This window comes from Nocardioides sp. P4_G10, assembly GCF_056401175.1.
Map to the genome: position 1 here is coordinate 1 of NZ_JBFUJV010000037.1, position 14,279 is coordinate 14,279.

Annotated in this window: 11 protein-coding genes; 5 read left to right on the top strand and 6 right to left on the bottom strand. The window is 74.6% G+C overall.

All coding sequences use genetic code 11. The features are described from left to right. The 5 genes from AC1DP1_RS22600 to AC1DP1_RS22620 all read right to left on the bottom strand — a co-directional run. Nucleotides 1-244, bottom strand: a 244-nt coding sequence (locus AC1DP1_RS22600) for a TetR family transcriptional regulator (RefSeq protein ID WP_477508749.1), incomplete at its 3' end; no start/stop codon positions are given. Between the two features lie 64 nt (nucleotides 245-308). Beyond that, nucleotides 309-1,799 carry an MFS transporter gene (locus tag AC1DP1_RS22605; protein WP_477508750.1) on the bottom strand — a complete coding sequence of 497 codons (1,491 nt, stop codon included), beginning with the start codon at nucleotides 1,797-1,799 and terminating at the stop codon, nucleotides 309-311. Continuing rightward, entirely contained in the window at nucleotides 1,796-2,356 is a 561-nt protein-coding gene (locus tag AC1DP1_RS22610; RefSeq protein WP_477508751.1) for a TetR/AcrR family transcriptional regulator, read from the bottom strand. The genes AC1DP1_RS22605 and AC1DP1_RS22610 overlap by 4 nt, the downstream gene beginning before the upstream one ends. A gap of 89 nt (nucleotides 2,357-2,445) precedes the next feature. After that, nucleotides 2,446-2,910, bottom strand: a complete 465-nt coding sequence (locus AC1DP1_RS22615; RefSeq protein ID WP_300048620.1) for a DUF6328 family protein — start codon at nucleotides 2,908-2,910, stop codon at nucleotides 2,446-2,448. Between the two features lie 73 nt (nucleotides 2,911-2,983). Further along, nucleotides 2,984-3,832: a DICT sensory domain-containing protein gene (locus tag AC1DP1_RS22620; RefSeq protein WP_477508752.1), complete on the bottom strand. Its 849-nt coding sequence runs from the start codon at nucleotides 3,830-3,832 to the stop codon at nucleotides 2,984-2,986. Nucleotides 3,833-3,953: 121 nt separating this feature from the next. Between AC1DP1_RS22620 and AC1DP1_RS22625 the strand changes: the two genes are divergently transcribed. Together AC1DP1_RS22625 and AC1DP1_RS22630 are read left to right on the top strand one after the other, a co-directional pair. Beyond that, complete coding sequence (locus AC1DP1_RS22625) at nucleotides 3,954-4,136, top strand: hypothetical protein (protein WP_477508753.1); 183 nt, start codon at nucleotides 3,954-3,956, stop codon at nucleotides 4,134-4,136. 106 nt (nucleotides 4,137-4,242) lie between these two features. Continuing rightward, nucleotides 4,243-4,416, top strand: coding sequence for a CsbD family protein (locus AC1DP1_RS22630; protein WP_316376736.1), 174 nt, complete (start codon nucleotides 4,243-4,245; stop codon nucleotides 4,414-4,416). Here AC1DP1_RS22630 and AC1DP1_RS22635 read toward each other — a convergent pair. Then, nucleotides 4,406-5,578, bottom strand: coding sequence for a hypothetical protein (locus tag AC1DP1_RS22635; protein ID WP_477508754.1), 1,173 nt, complete (start codon nucleotides 5,576-5,578; stop codon nucleotides 4,406-4,408). The genes AC1DP1_RS22630 and AC1DP1_RS22635 overlap by 11 nt on opposite strands. Before the next feature lie 159 nt (nucleotides 5,579-5,737). Here AC1DP1_RS22635 and recC point away from each other — a divergent pair, with 159 nt between their 5' ends. The 3 genes from recC to recD are packed head-to-tail and all read left to right on the top strand — an operon-like array spanning nucleotide 5,738 to nucleotide 14,272. After that, nucleotides 5,738-9,094 carry an exodeoxyribonuclease V subunit gamma gene (gene recC, locus AC1DP1_RS22640; protein WP_477508755.1) on the top strand — a complete coding sequence of 1,119 codons (3,357 nt, stop codon included), beginning with the start codon at nucleotides 5,738-5,740 and terminating at the stop codon, nucleotides 9,092-9,094. A 1-nt stretch (nucleotide 9,095) separates the two neighbouring features. After that, nucleotides 9,096-12,440 (top strand): UvrD-helicase domain-containing protein, encoded by a 3,345-nt coding sequence (locus AC1DP1_RS22645; RefSeq protein ID WP_477508756.1) that lies wholly within the window; start codon nucleotides 9,096-9,098, stop codon nucleotides 12,438-12,440. After that, complete coding sequence (recD, locus tag AC1DP1_RS22650; protein WP_477508757.1) at nucleotides 12,437-14,272, top strand: exodeoxyribonuclease V subunit alpha; 1,836 nt, start codon at nucleotides 12,437-12,439, stop codon at nucleotides 14,270-14,272. The genes AC1DP1_RS22645 and recD overlap by 4 nt, the downstream gene beginning before the upstream one ends. The last annotated feature ends 7 nt before the right edge of the window (nucleotides 14,273-14,279 follow it).

Consider the following 14,279-nt stretch of genomic DNA (forward strand, 5'->3'; position numbering starts at 1 on the left):
GCGCGGAGCGTCCGCTGACCCCGGCCAGGGCGTCGGCGACCAGGCCGGCGGTCTCGTCCAGGGCCAGCAGCGCGACCCGGGTGCGGACATCGGCGCCGCTGCGCACGTGGGTGTAGAGGCTGGGGGTCGCGACCCCGAAGTGCTTGGCGAGCGCAGTCAGCGTCACCCCGTCGAGCCCGACGTCGTCGGCGAGGTCGGCGGCGGCCTCCGCCACCCGGGCGCTCGTGAGTCCTGCGCGTGGCACGGCGACTCCTTCCTGATGACCTGAGGCTTCAACCTTAAGTCATTAGGTTGGCGTGGCCAAACCGTCAGTGGTGGGCGTCGTCCAGGGTGAGGTCGGCCGGCACCAGCCGCCAGACGGCGTACGCCGACACTCCGGCGAGCACGGCCCCGACCGCTCCGACTGAGGCGAAGGCGGTGACGAACGCGTCGGCGGCCTCGGCGAACCACGGTCCGCCAACGGCGCCCGCGACGGACTCGCGCGCGGCGCCGTCCGCGCCGGTGGGCAGCCCGGCTCGGTAGACCGCGCCGACGAGGCTGCCCAGGAAGGTGATGCCGAGGACGGCGCCGAGCTCGTAGGTGATCTCCTCGATCGCCGCGGCGGAGCCGGCCTGGTCGTCGGTGGCCGCGCCCATGATGAGGGCCGAGCCGAGGCCCAGGGACGAGGTGCCGAGCCCGACGACGCCGAACGCCACCGCGACCCAGACGTACGTCGTCGGCACGACCGCGAGCAGCCCGAGCCCGACCGCGAGCACGAGCAGGCCACCGGACAGCACGATGCGGGGGCTGGTCCGCTCCGCCAGCGCGGGCGCGAAGGGCGACGCGACCATCGCGCCGACCGCGAGCGGCAGCAGCGCGAGACCTGCCTCCAGCGGGCTCCAGCCCTCGACGAGCTGGAGCCACTGGCTGCCCACGAAGAGCACCGCCGCCATCGCGGCACTGCTGGCCAGCGCCGCCACGACGCCGGCCCGGAGCACCGGCTCGGCGAACAGGCGGACGTCGAGCATCGGACGGTCGGAGGTGAGGGCCTTGCGGGCGAAGGCGGCCAGCATCCCGACGCCCAGGACGAGCAGCACGAGGGTGGGGAGCTCGGGGCCGTGCTTGCCCAGCAGCTTGGCGGCGTAGACGAACGCGGTCATGCCGCCGGCCGACAGGAGCACCCCGACGAGGTCGATGCGGCCGGGGCGGGCCGACCGGTTCTCCCGCAGCAGCCAGGCGGCGGCCACGATCGCCACCACCATCAGCGGCACGTTGACCAGGAAGGCGGCGTGCCAGCTGAACCGCTCCAGCAGGGCACCGCCGACCACGGGTCCGACGGCCGCGCCGAGGGCGGCCGTGGCACCCCAGATGCTGAGGGCGAGCGTGCGCTCGCGGGCGTCGGCGAAGACGGCGCGGATCAGCGACAGCGTCGAGGGCATCACCATCGCGCCCCCGATGCCGAGCAGGGCACGGATCGCGATGACGGCGGCGGCGCTGTCCGCCCAGAGGATGGCGATCGAACCGACGGCGAAGGCGGCGTAGCCGGTGAGCAGCATCCGCTTGCGTCCCCAGCGGTCGCCGAGCGCGGTGACCGGGATGAGCAGGCCGGCCAGCGCGAGGGCGTACGCGTCGACGACCCACAGCTGGGAGACCGAGGTGAGGTGCAGCTCGGCGGCCATCTCGGGCAGGGCGACGTTGAGGATGGTCATGTCCATCACGACCACCAGCAGGCTGGCGGCCAGGACGGCGAGCGCCCACCAGCGCCGGGGGTCGAGCTCCACCCGTGGCGGGTCGAGGCGCGCGTACCGGTGCGTGGTCATCGCGTGGCCACGCCGGCGAGCAGGGACGACAGCACGAGCCGCCCGGCGTCGCGCCGGGCGATGTCACCGATGCGGACGGCCTCGCGCGCTGCGACCAGGAGGCCGTAGGTCACGTGGCCGAACCAGCGGAGGGGCAGGTCGCGACGCAGCACGCCGGCCTCCTGCGCCGCCGCGACCAGCACCGCCTCGCGGTCGGCGAGGACCTGCGTCCGCTCCTCGAGCGCCGCGTTGGCGAGGATGACGTGGTCGGTCAGCGCGAAGCCGAACGCGTCGGAGTCATCGACGTAGGCGAGCACGAGCACCTCGAGCGCCTCGCGCAGGCGGACCGGGTCGCCCTCGGCCGCGAGCGCCTCCACACCGGCCTCGTCGAGACGCTGCTCCCACCGGTCGAGCGAGCGCGTGCCCAGCTCGACGAGCAGGGCCTCACGGGAGTCGAAGTGCCGGTGCATCGTGGCGCGGCTGATGCCGACGGCCTCGGCGATCCCGGCCATCGACGCCGCAGGGTCGGCGTTGAGCATGCGCTGGGCGGCGCCCAGCACGTCGTCGCGGTTCGGCATGGCGGCCTCTCTCGAAGTGAGACATCATTGTCTCATATGAGACGCCGGTGTCTCAACCCCGATCCGGACTCGCGTCGAGCACCGCGTCGTCAGCTGTCGCTGGCAACCCGCTTCGGCAGCACGAGCAGCAGGCCCGCGAGCACGACCACGGCGCCCACCGCACCCGCGGCGGCCGCCTTCCGGTCGAAGACCATGTCGACGACGAGGAAGAAGATCCCGCCCATCAGCACGGCGATCATCCCGAGGGCCACGCTGGTCAGCCGGTGGCCCGCCTGGACGAGCTCCGGCTTGGCGTCGGACTGGAACACGCGCCGGTGGATGGCCACGGGGGCGAGCATCACGCCGACGGTGCTCAACGCGAGCGCCAGCAGGCAGACGTACCAGGCCCGCTGGAAGGAGTCGAGCTCCTCGAACCGCGACTGGAACGGGAGCGTGACCAGGAAGCCGGCGAGCACCTGGACGCCGGTCTGGCTCACGCGGAGCTCCTGCAGCAGCTCGTTCCAGTTGCGGTCCGCCCGCTCCTGCGGGGTCTCGTCGCGTGCGTCGTCGGCCATCCTTGCGACGCTACTCGCGGCCCGGCCCGCGCCCACCCCCTGACGGGTGAGCAGGAACGCGCCGCGACTCCCGTCAGCGCGGGTCGAGCTCGGCGAGGGCGCGCAGCCAGGTGCGGTCGGCGTCGACCGCGGACGTCGTCCGCACCGGAGCGGTCACGTCGAGGAGCCGCGCCGCCGCCGGGGGTACGTCACCCCCCGCCGCGCGCACGCCCCCGGCGAGCACCCGACCCGCCGCCGTCGCGGCTCCGCGGTGGGTGCTGATCACCGCCTCGTAGGTCGGTGGACCCTGCGCCGCCGGCACCTCCCACGCGGCCACGAGGGCGGCGTACGACTCGCTGAGGCAGACCACGGCCCACTCCCGCCGCAGCGGGGAGTCCCCCGGCAGCTGGCAGCGCACCGGGGAGGCCTCGAGGTCGGCGCCCAGATCGGTGTCGGCGTCGAAGTCCGCCACGACCGCGGCCCACGCCGCGGTGCGGCCGAGCTCCTCCCAACGGTGCCGAGAGGACGCGTAGCGGTGACCGAGCTGGAAGGCACCCAGCACGACCGACCGGTCGCCGCGGGCGAGGCACTCGTCCTCGACCGCGTGGGAGGCGGCGATCAGTGCGCGCCGATGCAGGCGGAGCGGACGTGCGCCGGGGACGGCCTCGGCGGCTGCGGCGAACGCCGATCGCTCCTCGCCCACCTCCTGCGCCCGCACCACGGAGTCGATCGCCACCTGCAGGGGGAGGCCGGAGTCACGCACCTCCAGCACCTGCCGCACCAAGGCCACGTCGGAGTCGGTGAAGCGGCGGTGGCCCGAGGCCGAGCGCTCGCCGCGGGGGAAGCCGAACCTGTTCTCCCAGGTGCGCAGCACCCCCGGCGTCACGCCCGCGCGCGCCGCCAGCACGCCGATGCTGAACCCCTCCGCGATCCGGTCCGCCACGTGGCCCTCCTCAGAAGTTCATCGCCTGACCTTGTCAGATGTGTCTGGATAACTTATACAGGTGTGTAGAGGTTTCGTCGCATCCAGCCGACTGCCACCCACCGGACGTCAGGAGACTCCCATGGTCACCGTGATCCTCATCAGCACCGCCGCCATTCTCGTCGCGATCGTCGGCTGCGCCGTCATCTGGCGGATGGACGCGCTCCGGGCGGACGAGATCGAGCACACCCGGCCCCCCGAGCGCCTCCGCCCGCAGCTCGGCGGCACGAACGAGTCCCTCCCCGCGTCACTGCGGTCGACCTGACCGCGACCCGGTCCACCCGCACGGGTGTGGTGTGCACCCACCCCCGTGGCAGGTTGGATGTCAGGACCACCTGGTCCGCACCGACGACACACCAGGAGGAACGACGATGGGTCTGGACGACAAGTTCGACAACAAGACCGACGAGCTCAAGGGCAAGGCGAAGGAAGCCACCGGCAAGGCGACCGACGACGAGAAGCTCGAGGCCGAGGGCCGGGGCGACCAGGCCGGGGCCAACGTCAAGCAGGCTGGCGAGAAGATCAAGGACGCCTTCAAGAGCTGACGGGCGATCCTGCCCACACGTGCCCGCCGTCGCCCGCATCGGCGACGATCAGCACCTCACCGCCGGCGGCCACCATCAACGTGTGGTCGCCGGCGGTCTGCGGTTCGAGGGGGACCTCCACCCGCTGCCACTTCCGTCCGTCACCGGTGTGCCACAGCTCGTAGTGGTCGCCGGTGCTGACGGTCGCCATCACCCCGATCGAAGTGGTCGCGAGCGAGGCGACGTACGGCGCCCCGCGCCACGACTCCGCGATCCGGCCGAACTCCACCGGGTCCTGCCACCCGTCGTCGTCGCGCACCCAGGCGGCGTACGTGTCGTCGCTGCGGCCCACGGCCAGCAACCGCCCGTCGTCGAGCCGCGTCACGCGGTGCGCGTCCTGAGCCCCAGGGGTCGCCGGCATGTCCTCGGGGGTCCACGACAGGCCGTCGGGCGAGGTCCAGGCGAGCGGGTCCGGTTCGAGGTGACGGCCCGTGCGGGCGCCCGCACCCACCACAAGCCACTCCTCGCCGGTCCAGCCCGCGCCCTGCGCGAGCGACTCCAGGTCGCCGTCGTCGGTCAGGCCGGGCTCGGCCTCGACCAGCGTGAACTCGCGCGGGTCGTCGGTGACCCACACCCCGGGCCCCGACGTCCGGTTGCCCGTGATCAGCCAGCCGGCCGGGCCGCCCGCGATCGGTCCGACGTTGGTCGCGCTGACGCCGCCGTACTGCGTGAACACGGTGCGTACGTCGACGAGCGTCTCGCCGTCCAGCCAGAAGGTCGTCACCCGCGGGTTGCCGTGGGCGCCGCCGGACCGGGCGCCCACCACGGCGATCCGGTCGCGTGAGCAGGCGATCGAGTTGAGGATCGCCCGGCGGCCCCAGTAGGTGTGCGCCTCGATCCGCACCGGCTCCCACCGCTCCCGGTCGGCGGAGAACCACAGCGCCGGGCGGGTGTCGCGGGTCTCGGTCGGCCGGTCGAGGAACACCGCCCCGGCGACCCACCACCCCTCGCCGCACTCCACGGCGTCGCGCACGACCGTACGACCGGGCGGGCCGGGGTGCGCGGGCAGCGAGTGCTCGACCCAGGTCATCTCCAGGCGCTCCGGCGGGGGCGGCTCGTCCTCGCAGGCCACGAGCGGCAGCGCGCCGAGCAGCGCCACCGCGACGAGGGCCAGGCTCCGCACCCACCGATCATGGCGCATCGGGGCGCCGGACCGGGGTAGGTGCCGGACACGACCCGAGGCCGCGACCCCGACCGCGTCGACCCCTCGAATCAGAGCGGTCCCGTCCACAGCCGACCGCGTCGCCGCGCGGGTGTCGGTCGCCGCTCATAGGGTGGCGCCGTGACCCTGCACCTCCACGCCGCCGAGCGCACCGACGCGCTCGCCGACGGCCTCGCGGACCTGCTGGTCACCCCGCTCCCCGACCCGTTCGCGCGCGAGGTCGTCGTCGTGCCCGCGCGCGGGGTGGAGCGGTGGCTCACCCAGCGGCTCTCGCACCGGCTCGGTGTGGGCAGCCGCGGCGGCGACGGCGTGTGCGCCGGCGTCGACTTCGTGACGCCCCACTCGCTCGTGTCGATGCTGCTCGACCGCGACGCCGAGGACCCCTGGAGCCCCGACCGGCTGGCGTGGCCGCTGCTCGAGGTGGTCGACGAGGCGATGGGCGCGCCGGGCTTCGAGGACCTCACCACCCACCTCGGCGGCGGCGACCCGGCCGACGAGCGGTCGGCCCGCCGCTACGCCGTGGCTCGCCGGCTCGCCGGCCTGTTCTCGTCCTACGCCGTCCAGCGCCCGCGGCTCGTCCGCGACTGGCGGGCGGGCGACGACACCGACGGTGCCGGCGGCCCGCTCGATCCCGACCTGCAGTGGCAGGCCGAGCTGTGGCGCCGGCTCGTCGCCCGCGTCGAGGCGCCCGCACCCGACCTGCGCCACGCCACGACGCTCGCGCAGCTGCGCGACGGTGGCGACGGCCTCGACCTTCCCGCCCGGCTCTCGCTGTTCGGGCACACCCGCCTGCCCGTGACCGAGGTCGAGCTGCTGCGTGCGCTCGGTGAGCACCGCGACGTCCACCTGTGGCTGCCCCAGCCGTCCCCCGCGCTGTGGGAGGCGCTGGCGCCGACGGCCGCCGCGGGGCCGGTGGCGCGCGCCGACGACCGGTCCGCCGACGTGGTCGGGCACCCCCTGCTCGCCTCGCTGGGTCGCGACTCCCGCGAGCTGCGCCGCACGCTCGGCGACCTGGCGGCCGAGCAGCACCCCGCGGGCCACGCCGACCCGGCCACCCTGCTCGGCTGGCTGCAGGCCGACCTCCGCGCCAACCGGGTGCCCAACCCGAGCGAGGCCGCCACGCGGGTGCGCGCGGGCGCCGACCTCTCGGTGCAGGTCCACGCCTGCCACGGGACCGCGCGACAGGTCGACGTGCTCCGAGAGGTGCTGGTCGGGCTCCTCGAGGACGACCCGACGCTCGAGCCTCGCGACATCCTCGTCATGTGCCCCGACATCGAGACCTACGCGCCGCTCATCTCGGCCGGCTTCGGCCTGGCCGACGTGGCCCGTGAGGACGTCGGGCACCCGGCCCACCGGCTCCGCGTCCGCCTGGCCGACCGGTCGCCCGGCGCCACCAACCCGCTCCTCGGCGTCGCCGCCGACCTCGTCGAGCTGGCGGCCGGCCGGATGACCGCCACCTCCGTCCTCGACCTCGCCGCGACGGAGCCGGTGCGGGCCCGCTTCGGCTTCACCGACGACCACCTCGAGCGGATGGCGAGGTGGGTCGACCAGGCGGCCATCCGCTGGGGCTACGACCGCGACCACCGGGCCGCGTTCGGGCTCGACCTCGACGCCAACACGTGGCTGTCGGGCCTGCAGCGCGTCCTCCTGGGTGCGGCGATGTCCGGCGAGGGACACCGGTTCGTCGGCAGCACGCTCCCGCTCGACGACGTCGGCGACGGCCACCTCGACCTCGTCGGCAGCTTCGCGGAGATGGTCGACCGCCTCCACACCTTCGTGCGGGCGGCCTCGTCCGCGACGTCCGTCGCCGACTGGACGACCGCCCTCGGCCGGGCGGTGCACGGGCTCACCCTCAGCGGGTCCGACGACGCGTGGCGGGTCGCGCAGTTCGACCGCGAGCTGGCCCGCATCTCGGCCGGGGTCGGCGACCACGAGACCCGCCTGCGCCACGCCGACGTACGCGCCCTGCTGCGCCACCGGCTGCGCGGGCGGCCGACGCGGAGCAACTTCCGCACCGGCACCCTCACCGTGTGCACGATGGTGCCGATGCGCTCGGTCCCCCACCGCGTGGTGTGCCTCGTCGGGCTCGACGACGGCGTCTTCCCGCGCCTCGAGGCCGTCGACGGCGACGACGTCCTGGCCCGGCGGCCGATGACCGGTGAGCGCGACATCCGCTCCGAGGACCGGCAGCTGCTCCTCGACGCGATCGGTGCCGCGACCGAGACGCTGGTCGTGACCTACGCCGGCCGGGGCGAGCACACCAACGACGACAAGCCGCCCGCGGTGCCGCTCGGGGAGCTCCTCGACGCGCTCGACCGCACGAGCAGCGCGCCCGTGCGCGACGACGTGCTGGTGCACCACCCGCTCCAGCCCTTCGACGAGGCCAACCTGACCGCCGGTGCTCTCGTCGGCGCCCTCGACCGGCCGTTCTCCTTCGACCGCACGGCGCTCGCCGGCGCCCGGGCCGCGCGAGCGCCGCAGCCGGCGCCACGCGCGCTTGTGCCCGCGCCCCTGCCCCCACCCGAGCCCGCGCGGGAGGTGACCCTCGCCGACCTCCACGACTTCTTCGCCCACCCCGTGCGCAGCTTCCTGCGCCAGCAGCTGCGCATCACGACGCCCTACGACGTCGACGAGACCAAGGACGCCATCCCGATCACCCTCGACGGGCTGGAGAAGTGGGACGTCGGCGACCGGTTGGTGCGCGACGTGCTCAGCGGCGGCGACCCGCAGTCCGCGATGCTGGCCGAGCAGCTGCGCGGGCTGCTGCCCCCCGAGGACCTCGGCTCGGCCATGCTCACCGAGATCGTGCAGCGGGTGCGCCCGCTCGTGGAGGCCGCGGTCCCCCTGCGCACCGGGCCCGCGCGCACCCTCGACGTCGACATCGACCTCGGTGACCGCCGCCTGACCGGCACCGTCGGCAACGTCTTCGGCAACAACCTCGTCTCGGTGAGCTACTCCAGCCTCGGGGCCAAGCACCGGCTGGCCGCGTGGCTCGACGCGCTCGCGCTCGCCGCCGGCCACCCCGACGAGAACTGGACCGCCCACACCATCGGTCGCTGGGGCCGGTCCGGCCGGCGCGCGCTCGTCCCGCCGATGCCCGACGTCGACGCCCGCACCCACCTGCGCGACCTGGTCGCCATCATGGAGCGCGGACACCGCGAGCCGCTGCCCCTGCCGATCAAGACCAGCCTGGCCTTCGCGGAGGAGTTCAAGATCGGCGCGCAGGGCCAGGCCGACCCCGACCTCAAGGCCAGCGCCGAGTGGGTGACCCCGCGGTTCAACGAGACCGGGTTCCCCAAGGAGGACGGCGACCAGTGGCACGTCCGCGCCTGGGGGGAGCAGGCCCCCTACGACCTGCTCGCCGCGCCGCTGCTGGCCGACGAGGCGGACGACGGTCCGGCGCCGCACCGCCTCGGCCACTACGCCCTGCGCGTCTGGTCGCCGTTGCTCGCCACCGAGCTGGTGCGAGGGATCTGACATGGACGAGATGCAGACCTTCGACATCTGCGGTCCGCTGCCCACCGGCACGACGTTGCTCGAGGCGAGCGCCGGCACCGGCAAGACCTGGACGATCGCCGCGCTGGTGACGCGCTACCTCGTCGAGGGCGTCGCCACCCTGGAGGAGATGCTCGTCGTCACCTTCACGCGCGCGGCCAGCCAGGAGCTGCGTGACCGCGTACGCCGCCAGCTCGACGACGCCGCGGCCGTGCTGGCCGACCCCGCGACCGCCGACCCCGCCAACCGCCTGCACGACTGGCTGCTCGACGCCGACGACGAGGAGCGGGTCGTCCGGCTCGCGCGGCTCACCGACGCGCTGACGTCGTTCGACGCCGCCACGATCGCGACCATCCACCAGTTCTGCCAGCTCGTGCTGCGCAGCCTCGGCGTCGCCGGGGACACCGACACCGGCGCCGTCCTCGTGGAGGACCTCGAGCAGCTGACCACCGAGGTCACCGACGACCGCTACCTGGGCCTCTTCGCCCGCGAGCAGCAGGCCGCGTGGAGCCGCGAGGACGCCCTCGGCATCGCTCGCGCGGTCGTCGGCGACCCCCGTGCGCGGGTGGCCCCGCAGGAAGCGCTCACCGAGGACCCCGACGGCCAGGCCGCCGCACGGGTGCGCTTCGCGTGCGGCGTGCTGGACGAGATCGACCGGCGCAAGCGGCGGCTCGGCGTCCTCTCCTACGACGACCTCCTCGGTCAGCTCGCCGACGCGCTCGACGACGACGACGCCCCGGCCCGCGTCCGGATGCGCCAGCGGTGGAAGGTCGCGCTGATCGACGAGTTCCAGGACACCGACCCCGTGCAGTGGCAGGTCTTCGAGCGCGCCTTCCACGGCGTCGCCACGCTGGTCCTGATCGGCGACCCCAAGCAGGCGATCTACGCCTTCCGCGGCGGCGACATCGTCACCTACCTCGACGCGGCGGAGCAGGCGACGACCCGGCAGACGCTCGGCGTCAACTGGCGCGCCGACCAGCAGCTGCTCGACTCCCTCCAGGTGCTCGTCGAGGGTGCCGCCCTCGGCGACGAGCGCATCGCCGTCCACCCGGTGAGCGCCCACCACGCCGCGTCCCGGCTCGAGGGAGCCGGTCATCCCTTCCGGTTGCGGGTGGTGCGCCACGAGGAGCTCGGCCGCAAACGGCCGCGCATCGGCGACTGGCGCCAGCACGTCCTCACCGACCTCGCCGCCGACGTCAAGCGCCTGCTGACGAGCGGCGCGACGGTCGGGTCGGGCGACGACGCGCGACCGATCGAGCCCAAGGACGTCGCGGTGCTCGCCGCCCGCCGGGCCGACCTGCTCGCCGCGCAGGACGCCCTGGCCGCGGTCGGCGTACCTGCCGTGCTCAACGCCGGCGGGTCGGTCTTCAAGACCGCCGCGGCCACCCAGTGGCTCACCCTGCTCGAGGCGCTCGAGCAGCCCCACCGCGCCGACCGGGTGCGCGCGGCCGCGCTGACCGACTTCTTCGGGCGCACCGCGGAGGACCTCCAGGCCGAGCCCGACCCGACCGACGAGCTGAGCGAGCACGTACGCCGCCTCGCCGACGTGTTCGCGGCCCGCGGGGTCGCAGCCGTGCTGGAGAGCGCCGTGCTCGACGGGCTGATCGCCCGGGTGCTGGGCCGGGTCGGCGGCGAGCGCACGCTCACCGACCTCCGCCACGTCGGCGAGGCCCTGCACAAGGTGGCCGTCAGCGAGCGCTTCGGAGTGGTCGGCCTGCTCGGCTGGCTGCGGACGCAGGTGGCCGACGACAAGATCGAGGTCGCCTCCGAGCGGACCCGCCGGCTCGACTCCGACGCGGCCGCGGTCCAGCTGGTGACGATCCACGGCAGCAAGGGCCTGGAGTACCCCGTCGTCTACCTCCCGACCCTGTGGGACCGGTGGGTGCGCGACGAGGACGTCCCCCTCTTCCACGACACCGACGGCGAGCGCTGCCGCGACGTGGGAGGCCCGAGCCGGTGGCGCGACGCCTCTGTCGCCGCGAGCCGCCACGAGGACGCCGGCGAGTCGCTCCGGCTGCTCTACGTCGCCGTCACCAGGGCGCAGTCGCAGGTCGTCGCGTGGTACTGCCCGACCGCCAACAACACCGCCTCCGCGCCGCTCCACCGCATGCTGTTCGGGCGTGCCCCGGGGCATGCCCGCGTCAACGACGAGCAGCCGGTCGTCGGTGACGACGAGCTCGTCGACATCCTCGGCCGCTGGAAGTCGGCCGGCGGGCCGCAGCCCGAGGTGGCCGCGCTCGTGCCGGTCGACACGACACCCATCCAGCGCGACCTGCCGACCCTGGCGGTGCGGACCTTCGACCGCGACGTCGACACCGACTGGCGCCGCACCTCCTACTCCGCCCTCTCCGCCGCCGGCGCGCCCCATGCCGGCGCGCCCGACCGGGTGCTGTCCGAGCCCGACGACGCACCCGACCTCGACGACACCGACCTCGAGCCGCTCGACGACGCGACCTCGCCCGAGCCCGACCTCGAGCTGGCGGCGGTGCCGTCACCGATGGCCGACCTGCCGGTGGGCGCCGAGTTCGGCTCCCTCGTCCACGAGGTCCTCGAGCACACCGACCCGGCTGCGCCCGACCTCCGCGCCGAGCTGCTCGCGCAGGTCGAGGAGCACCGCGCCTGGTGGGCGGTCGAGGTCGACGCCGAGGAGCTGGCCGACGCGCTCGTGGCGGTCTGCGACTCCCCGCTGGGTCCGTTGGCGGGCGACCTGACCCTGCGCGAGATCCTCCTCCCCGACCGGCTGCGCGAGCTCGACTTCGAGGTGCCCCTGGCAGGTGGCGACCTGGCGGCGGCGCGCGATGCGGCCTCGGTCGTGCTGGGCGACCTCGCCCCCCTGCTCCGCGAGCACCTGCCCGACGGCGACCCGCTCCTGGCGTTCGCCGCCACCCTCGAGGGCGACCCCGACCTTGCCGGACAGCGGCTGCTCGGCTACCTCACCGGGTCGATCGACGTCGTGGTCCGGGTGCCGGTCGAGGGCCGCACCCGCTACCTGACCATCGACTACAAGACCAACTGGCTCGGCGACCGCGCCGCCCCGGCGACGGCGTGGGACTACCGTCCCGCCGTCCTCGACGAGGCGATGGGCCACTCCGACTATCCGCTCCAGGCGCTGCTCTACACCGTCGTGCTCCACCGCTACCTGCGCTGGCGGCTGCCGGGCTACGACCCTCACCTGCACCTCGGCGGCGTGCTCTACCTCTACCTGCGCGGCATGTGCGGGCCGGCGACGCCCCTCGTCGACGGCCGCCCGTGCGGGGTGTTCTCGTGGGAACCGCCGGTCGCGCTCGTCACCGCCCTCTCCGACCTGCTGGACGGAGTCGCTCCATGACCGATCTGTTCGAGCCGATCGACGCCACCGACGCCCGCCTCGCGCTGGGCGCCACCGGGCTGCTCGGCGCCTTCAACGCCGCGGGAGTCCTGACGAGTGCCGACGTCCACGTCGCGAGCGCGCTCGGCCGGCTGGGCCGCGAGAGCGACGAGCGGGTGCTGCTCGCGGTCGCCCTCGCCGTGCGCGCGGTGCGCGGCGGGTCGGTCTGCGTCGACCTCGCGACCGTCGCGGACCCGCCCGACCTGCCCTGGCCCGCGGCCGACGACTGGTCGCACGCCGTCGCGGCCAGCCCCCTGGTGACGGCGGGCCTGGTCCGCTGGGACAACGACCTGCTCTACCTCGACCGCTACCACGAGCAGGAGACCCAGGTCGTCGACGACCTGCTGTCGCGGGCGGCCACCGCGCCCGACCACGACCCCGCGCTGATGCGGGCCTCGCTGGACCGCGTCGTGGTGGCCATGAAGGCGGCCGCGGCGGCGCGCGGTCTGCCGGAGCCGTCGTACGACGAGCAGGTCGCGGCCTGCCTCGCCGCGGCCGGCCAGTGGACCACGGTGCTCACCGGCGGCCCGGGCACCGGCAAGACCACCGCGGTCGCCTCGCTGCTCGTCGGGCTGCTCGACCAGCACCCGGGSGGGCTGCGCATCGCGCTGGCCGCCCCGACCGGCAAGGCCGCCGCCCGCCTGCAGCAGGCGGTGCACCAGGAGGCCGAGGCCTTCGAGGAGGCCGACCGCGTCCGCCTCGCCGGGGTGACCGCCTCGACGCTGCACCGGCTGCTGCGACCCGACCCGGGCAACTCCACCCGCTTCCGCCACCACCGCGGCAACCGGCTCCCCCATGACGTGGTCGTCGTGGACGAGTCGTCGATGGTGTCGCTGACCCAGATGGCGCGCCTGCTCGAGGCCGTGCGCCCCGACGCGCGGCTCGTGCTGGTGGGTGACCCCCACCAGCTGTCGTCGGTCGAGGCCGGCGCCGTGCTGAGCGACGTGGTCCGCGGGTTCCAGGGCCGGGCCGACTCGCCGGTCGCGGCGCTGCAGTCCACGCACCGCTTCGGACCGGAGATCCGCGCCCTCGCCGAGGCGCTGCGCACCGGCGACGCCGACGAGGCGCTCCACGTCCTGGCCGCGGGTCACGACGAGGTGGAGTGGGTCGACGAGGGAGATCCGTCGTCGCGCATCCGCAGCACCGCGCTCGACGCAGCCCTCGGCGTCCGTGACGCGGCCGAGCGGGGCGACGTCACCGGCGCCCTCGCGGCGCTCGACCGCCACCGGCTCCTGTGCGCGCACCGCGACGGCCCCTACGGCGTACGCCACTGGAACCGGCGCATCGAGCACTGGCTCACCGCGGAGACGGGCGACCCGTTGTTCGAGCGCGCCTATGTCGGCCGGCCACTCCTGGTGACCGCCAACGACCACCAGCTCGGCGTCTACAACGGCGACAGCGGGGTGATCGTGCTGACGCCGGCCGGCCCGCGCGCGGTGATCGCGGCCAGCGACGGCCCCCGCGACCTCGCGCCCTCACGGCTCGGCGACGTCGAGACCATGCACGCGATGACCATCCACAAGTCGCAGGGCTCGCAGGCCGACGTCGTCACCGTGCTGCTGCCCGACGAGGAATCCCGGCTGCTGTCGCGCGAGCTCTTCTACACCGCCGTCACCCGTGCGCGCTCCCAGGTGCGGGTCGTGGGGTCGGAGGCGGCGATCCGGGCGGCCATCGGTCGTCGTGCGCAGCGCGCGAGCGGGCTCGCCGTACGCCTCGCGGCGGCCCCGCGGCCGAACGCCGACACCGTGCCACCGACGCGCGAGCGAAACGCCGACGACACAGATCCCCGATAGCCTCCTC

Bases quoted from the DNA above. Each gene is read 5' to 3' on its own strand.
- AC1DP1_RS22605 (WP_477508750.1), bottom strand. From the start codon at position 1,799: ATGACCACGCACCGGTACGCGCGCCTCGACCCGCCACGGGTGGAGCTC.
- AC1DP1_RS22625 (WP_477508753.1), top strand. From the start codon at position 3,954: ATGGTCACCGTGATCCTCATCAGCACCGCCGCCATTCTCGTCGCGATC.
- AC1DP1_RS22630 (WP_316376736.1), top strand. From the start codon at position 4,243: ATGGGTCTGGACGACAAGTTCGACAACAAGACCGACGAGCTCAAGGGC.
- AC1DP1_RS22610 (WP_477508751.1), bottom strand. From the start codon at position 2,356: ATGCCGAACCGCGACGACGTGCTGGGCGCCGCCCAGCGCATGCTCAAC.
- AC1DP1_RS22615 (WP_300048620.1), bottom strand. From the start codon at position 2,910: ATGGCCGACGACGCACGCGACGAGACCCCGCAGGAGCGGGCGGACCGC.
- AC1DP1_RS22645 (WP_477508756.1), top strand. From the start codon at position 9,096: ATGGACGAGATGCAGACCTTCGACATCTGCGGTCCGCTGCCCACCGGC.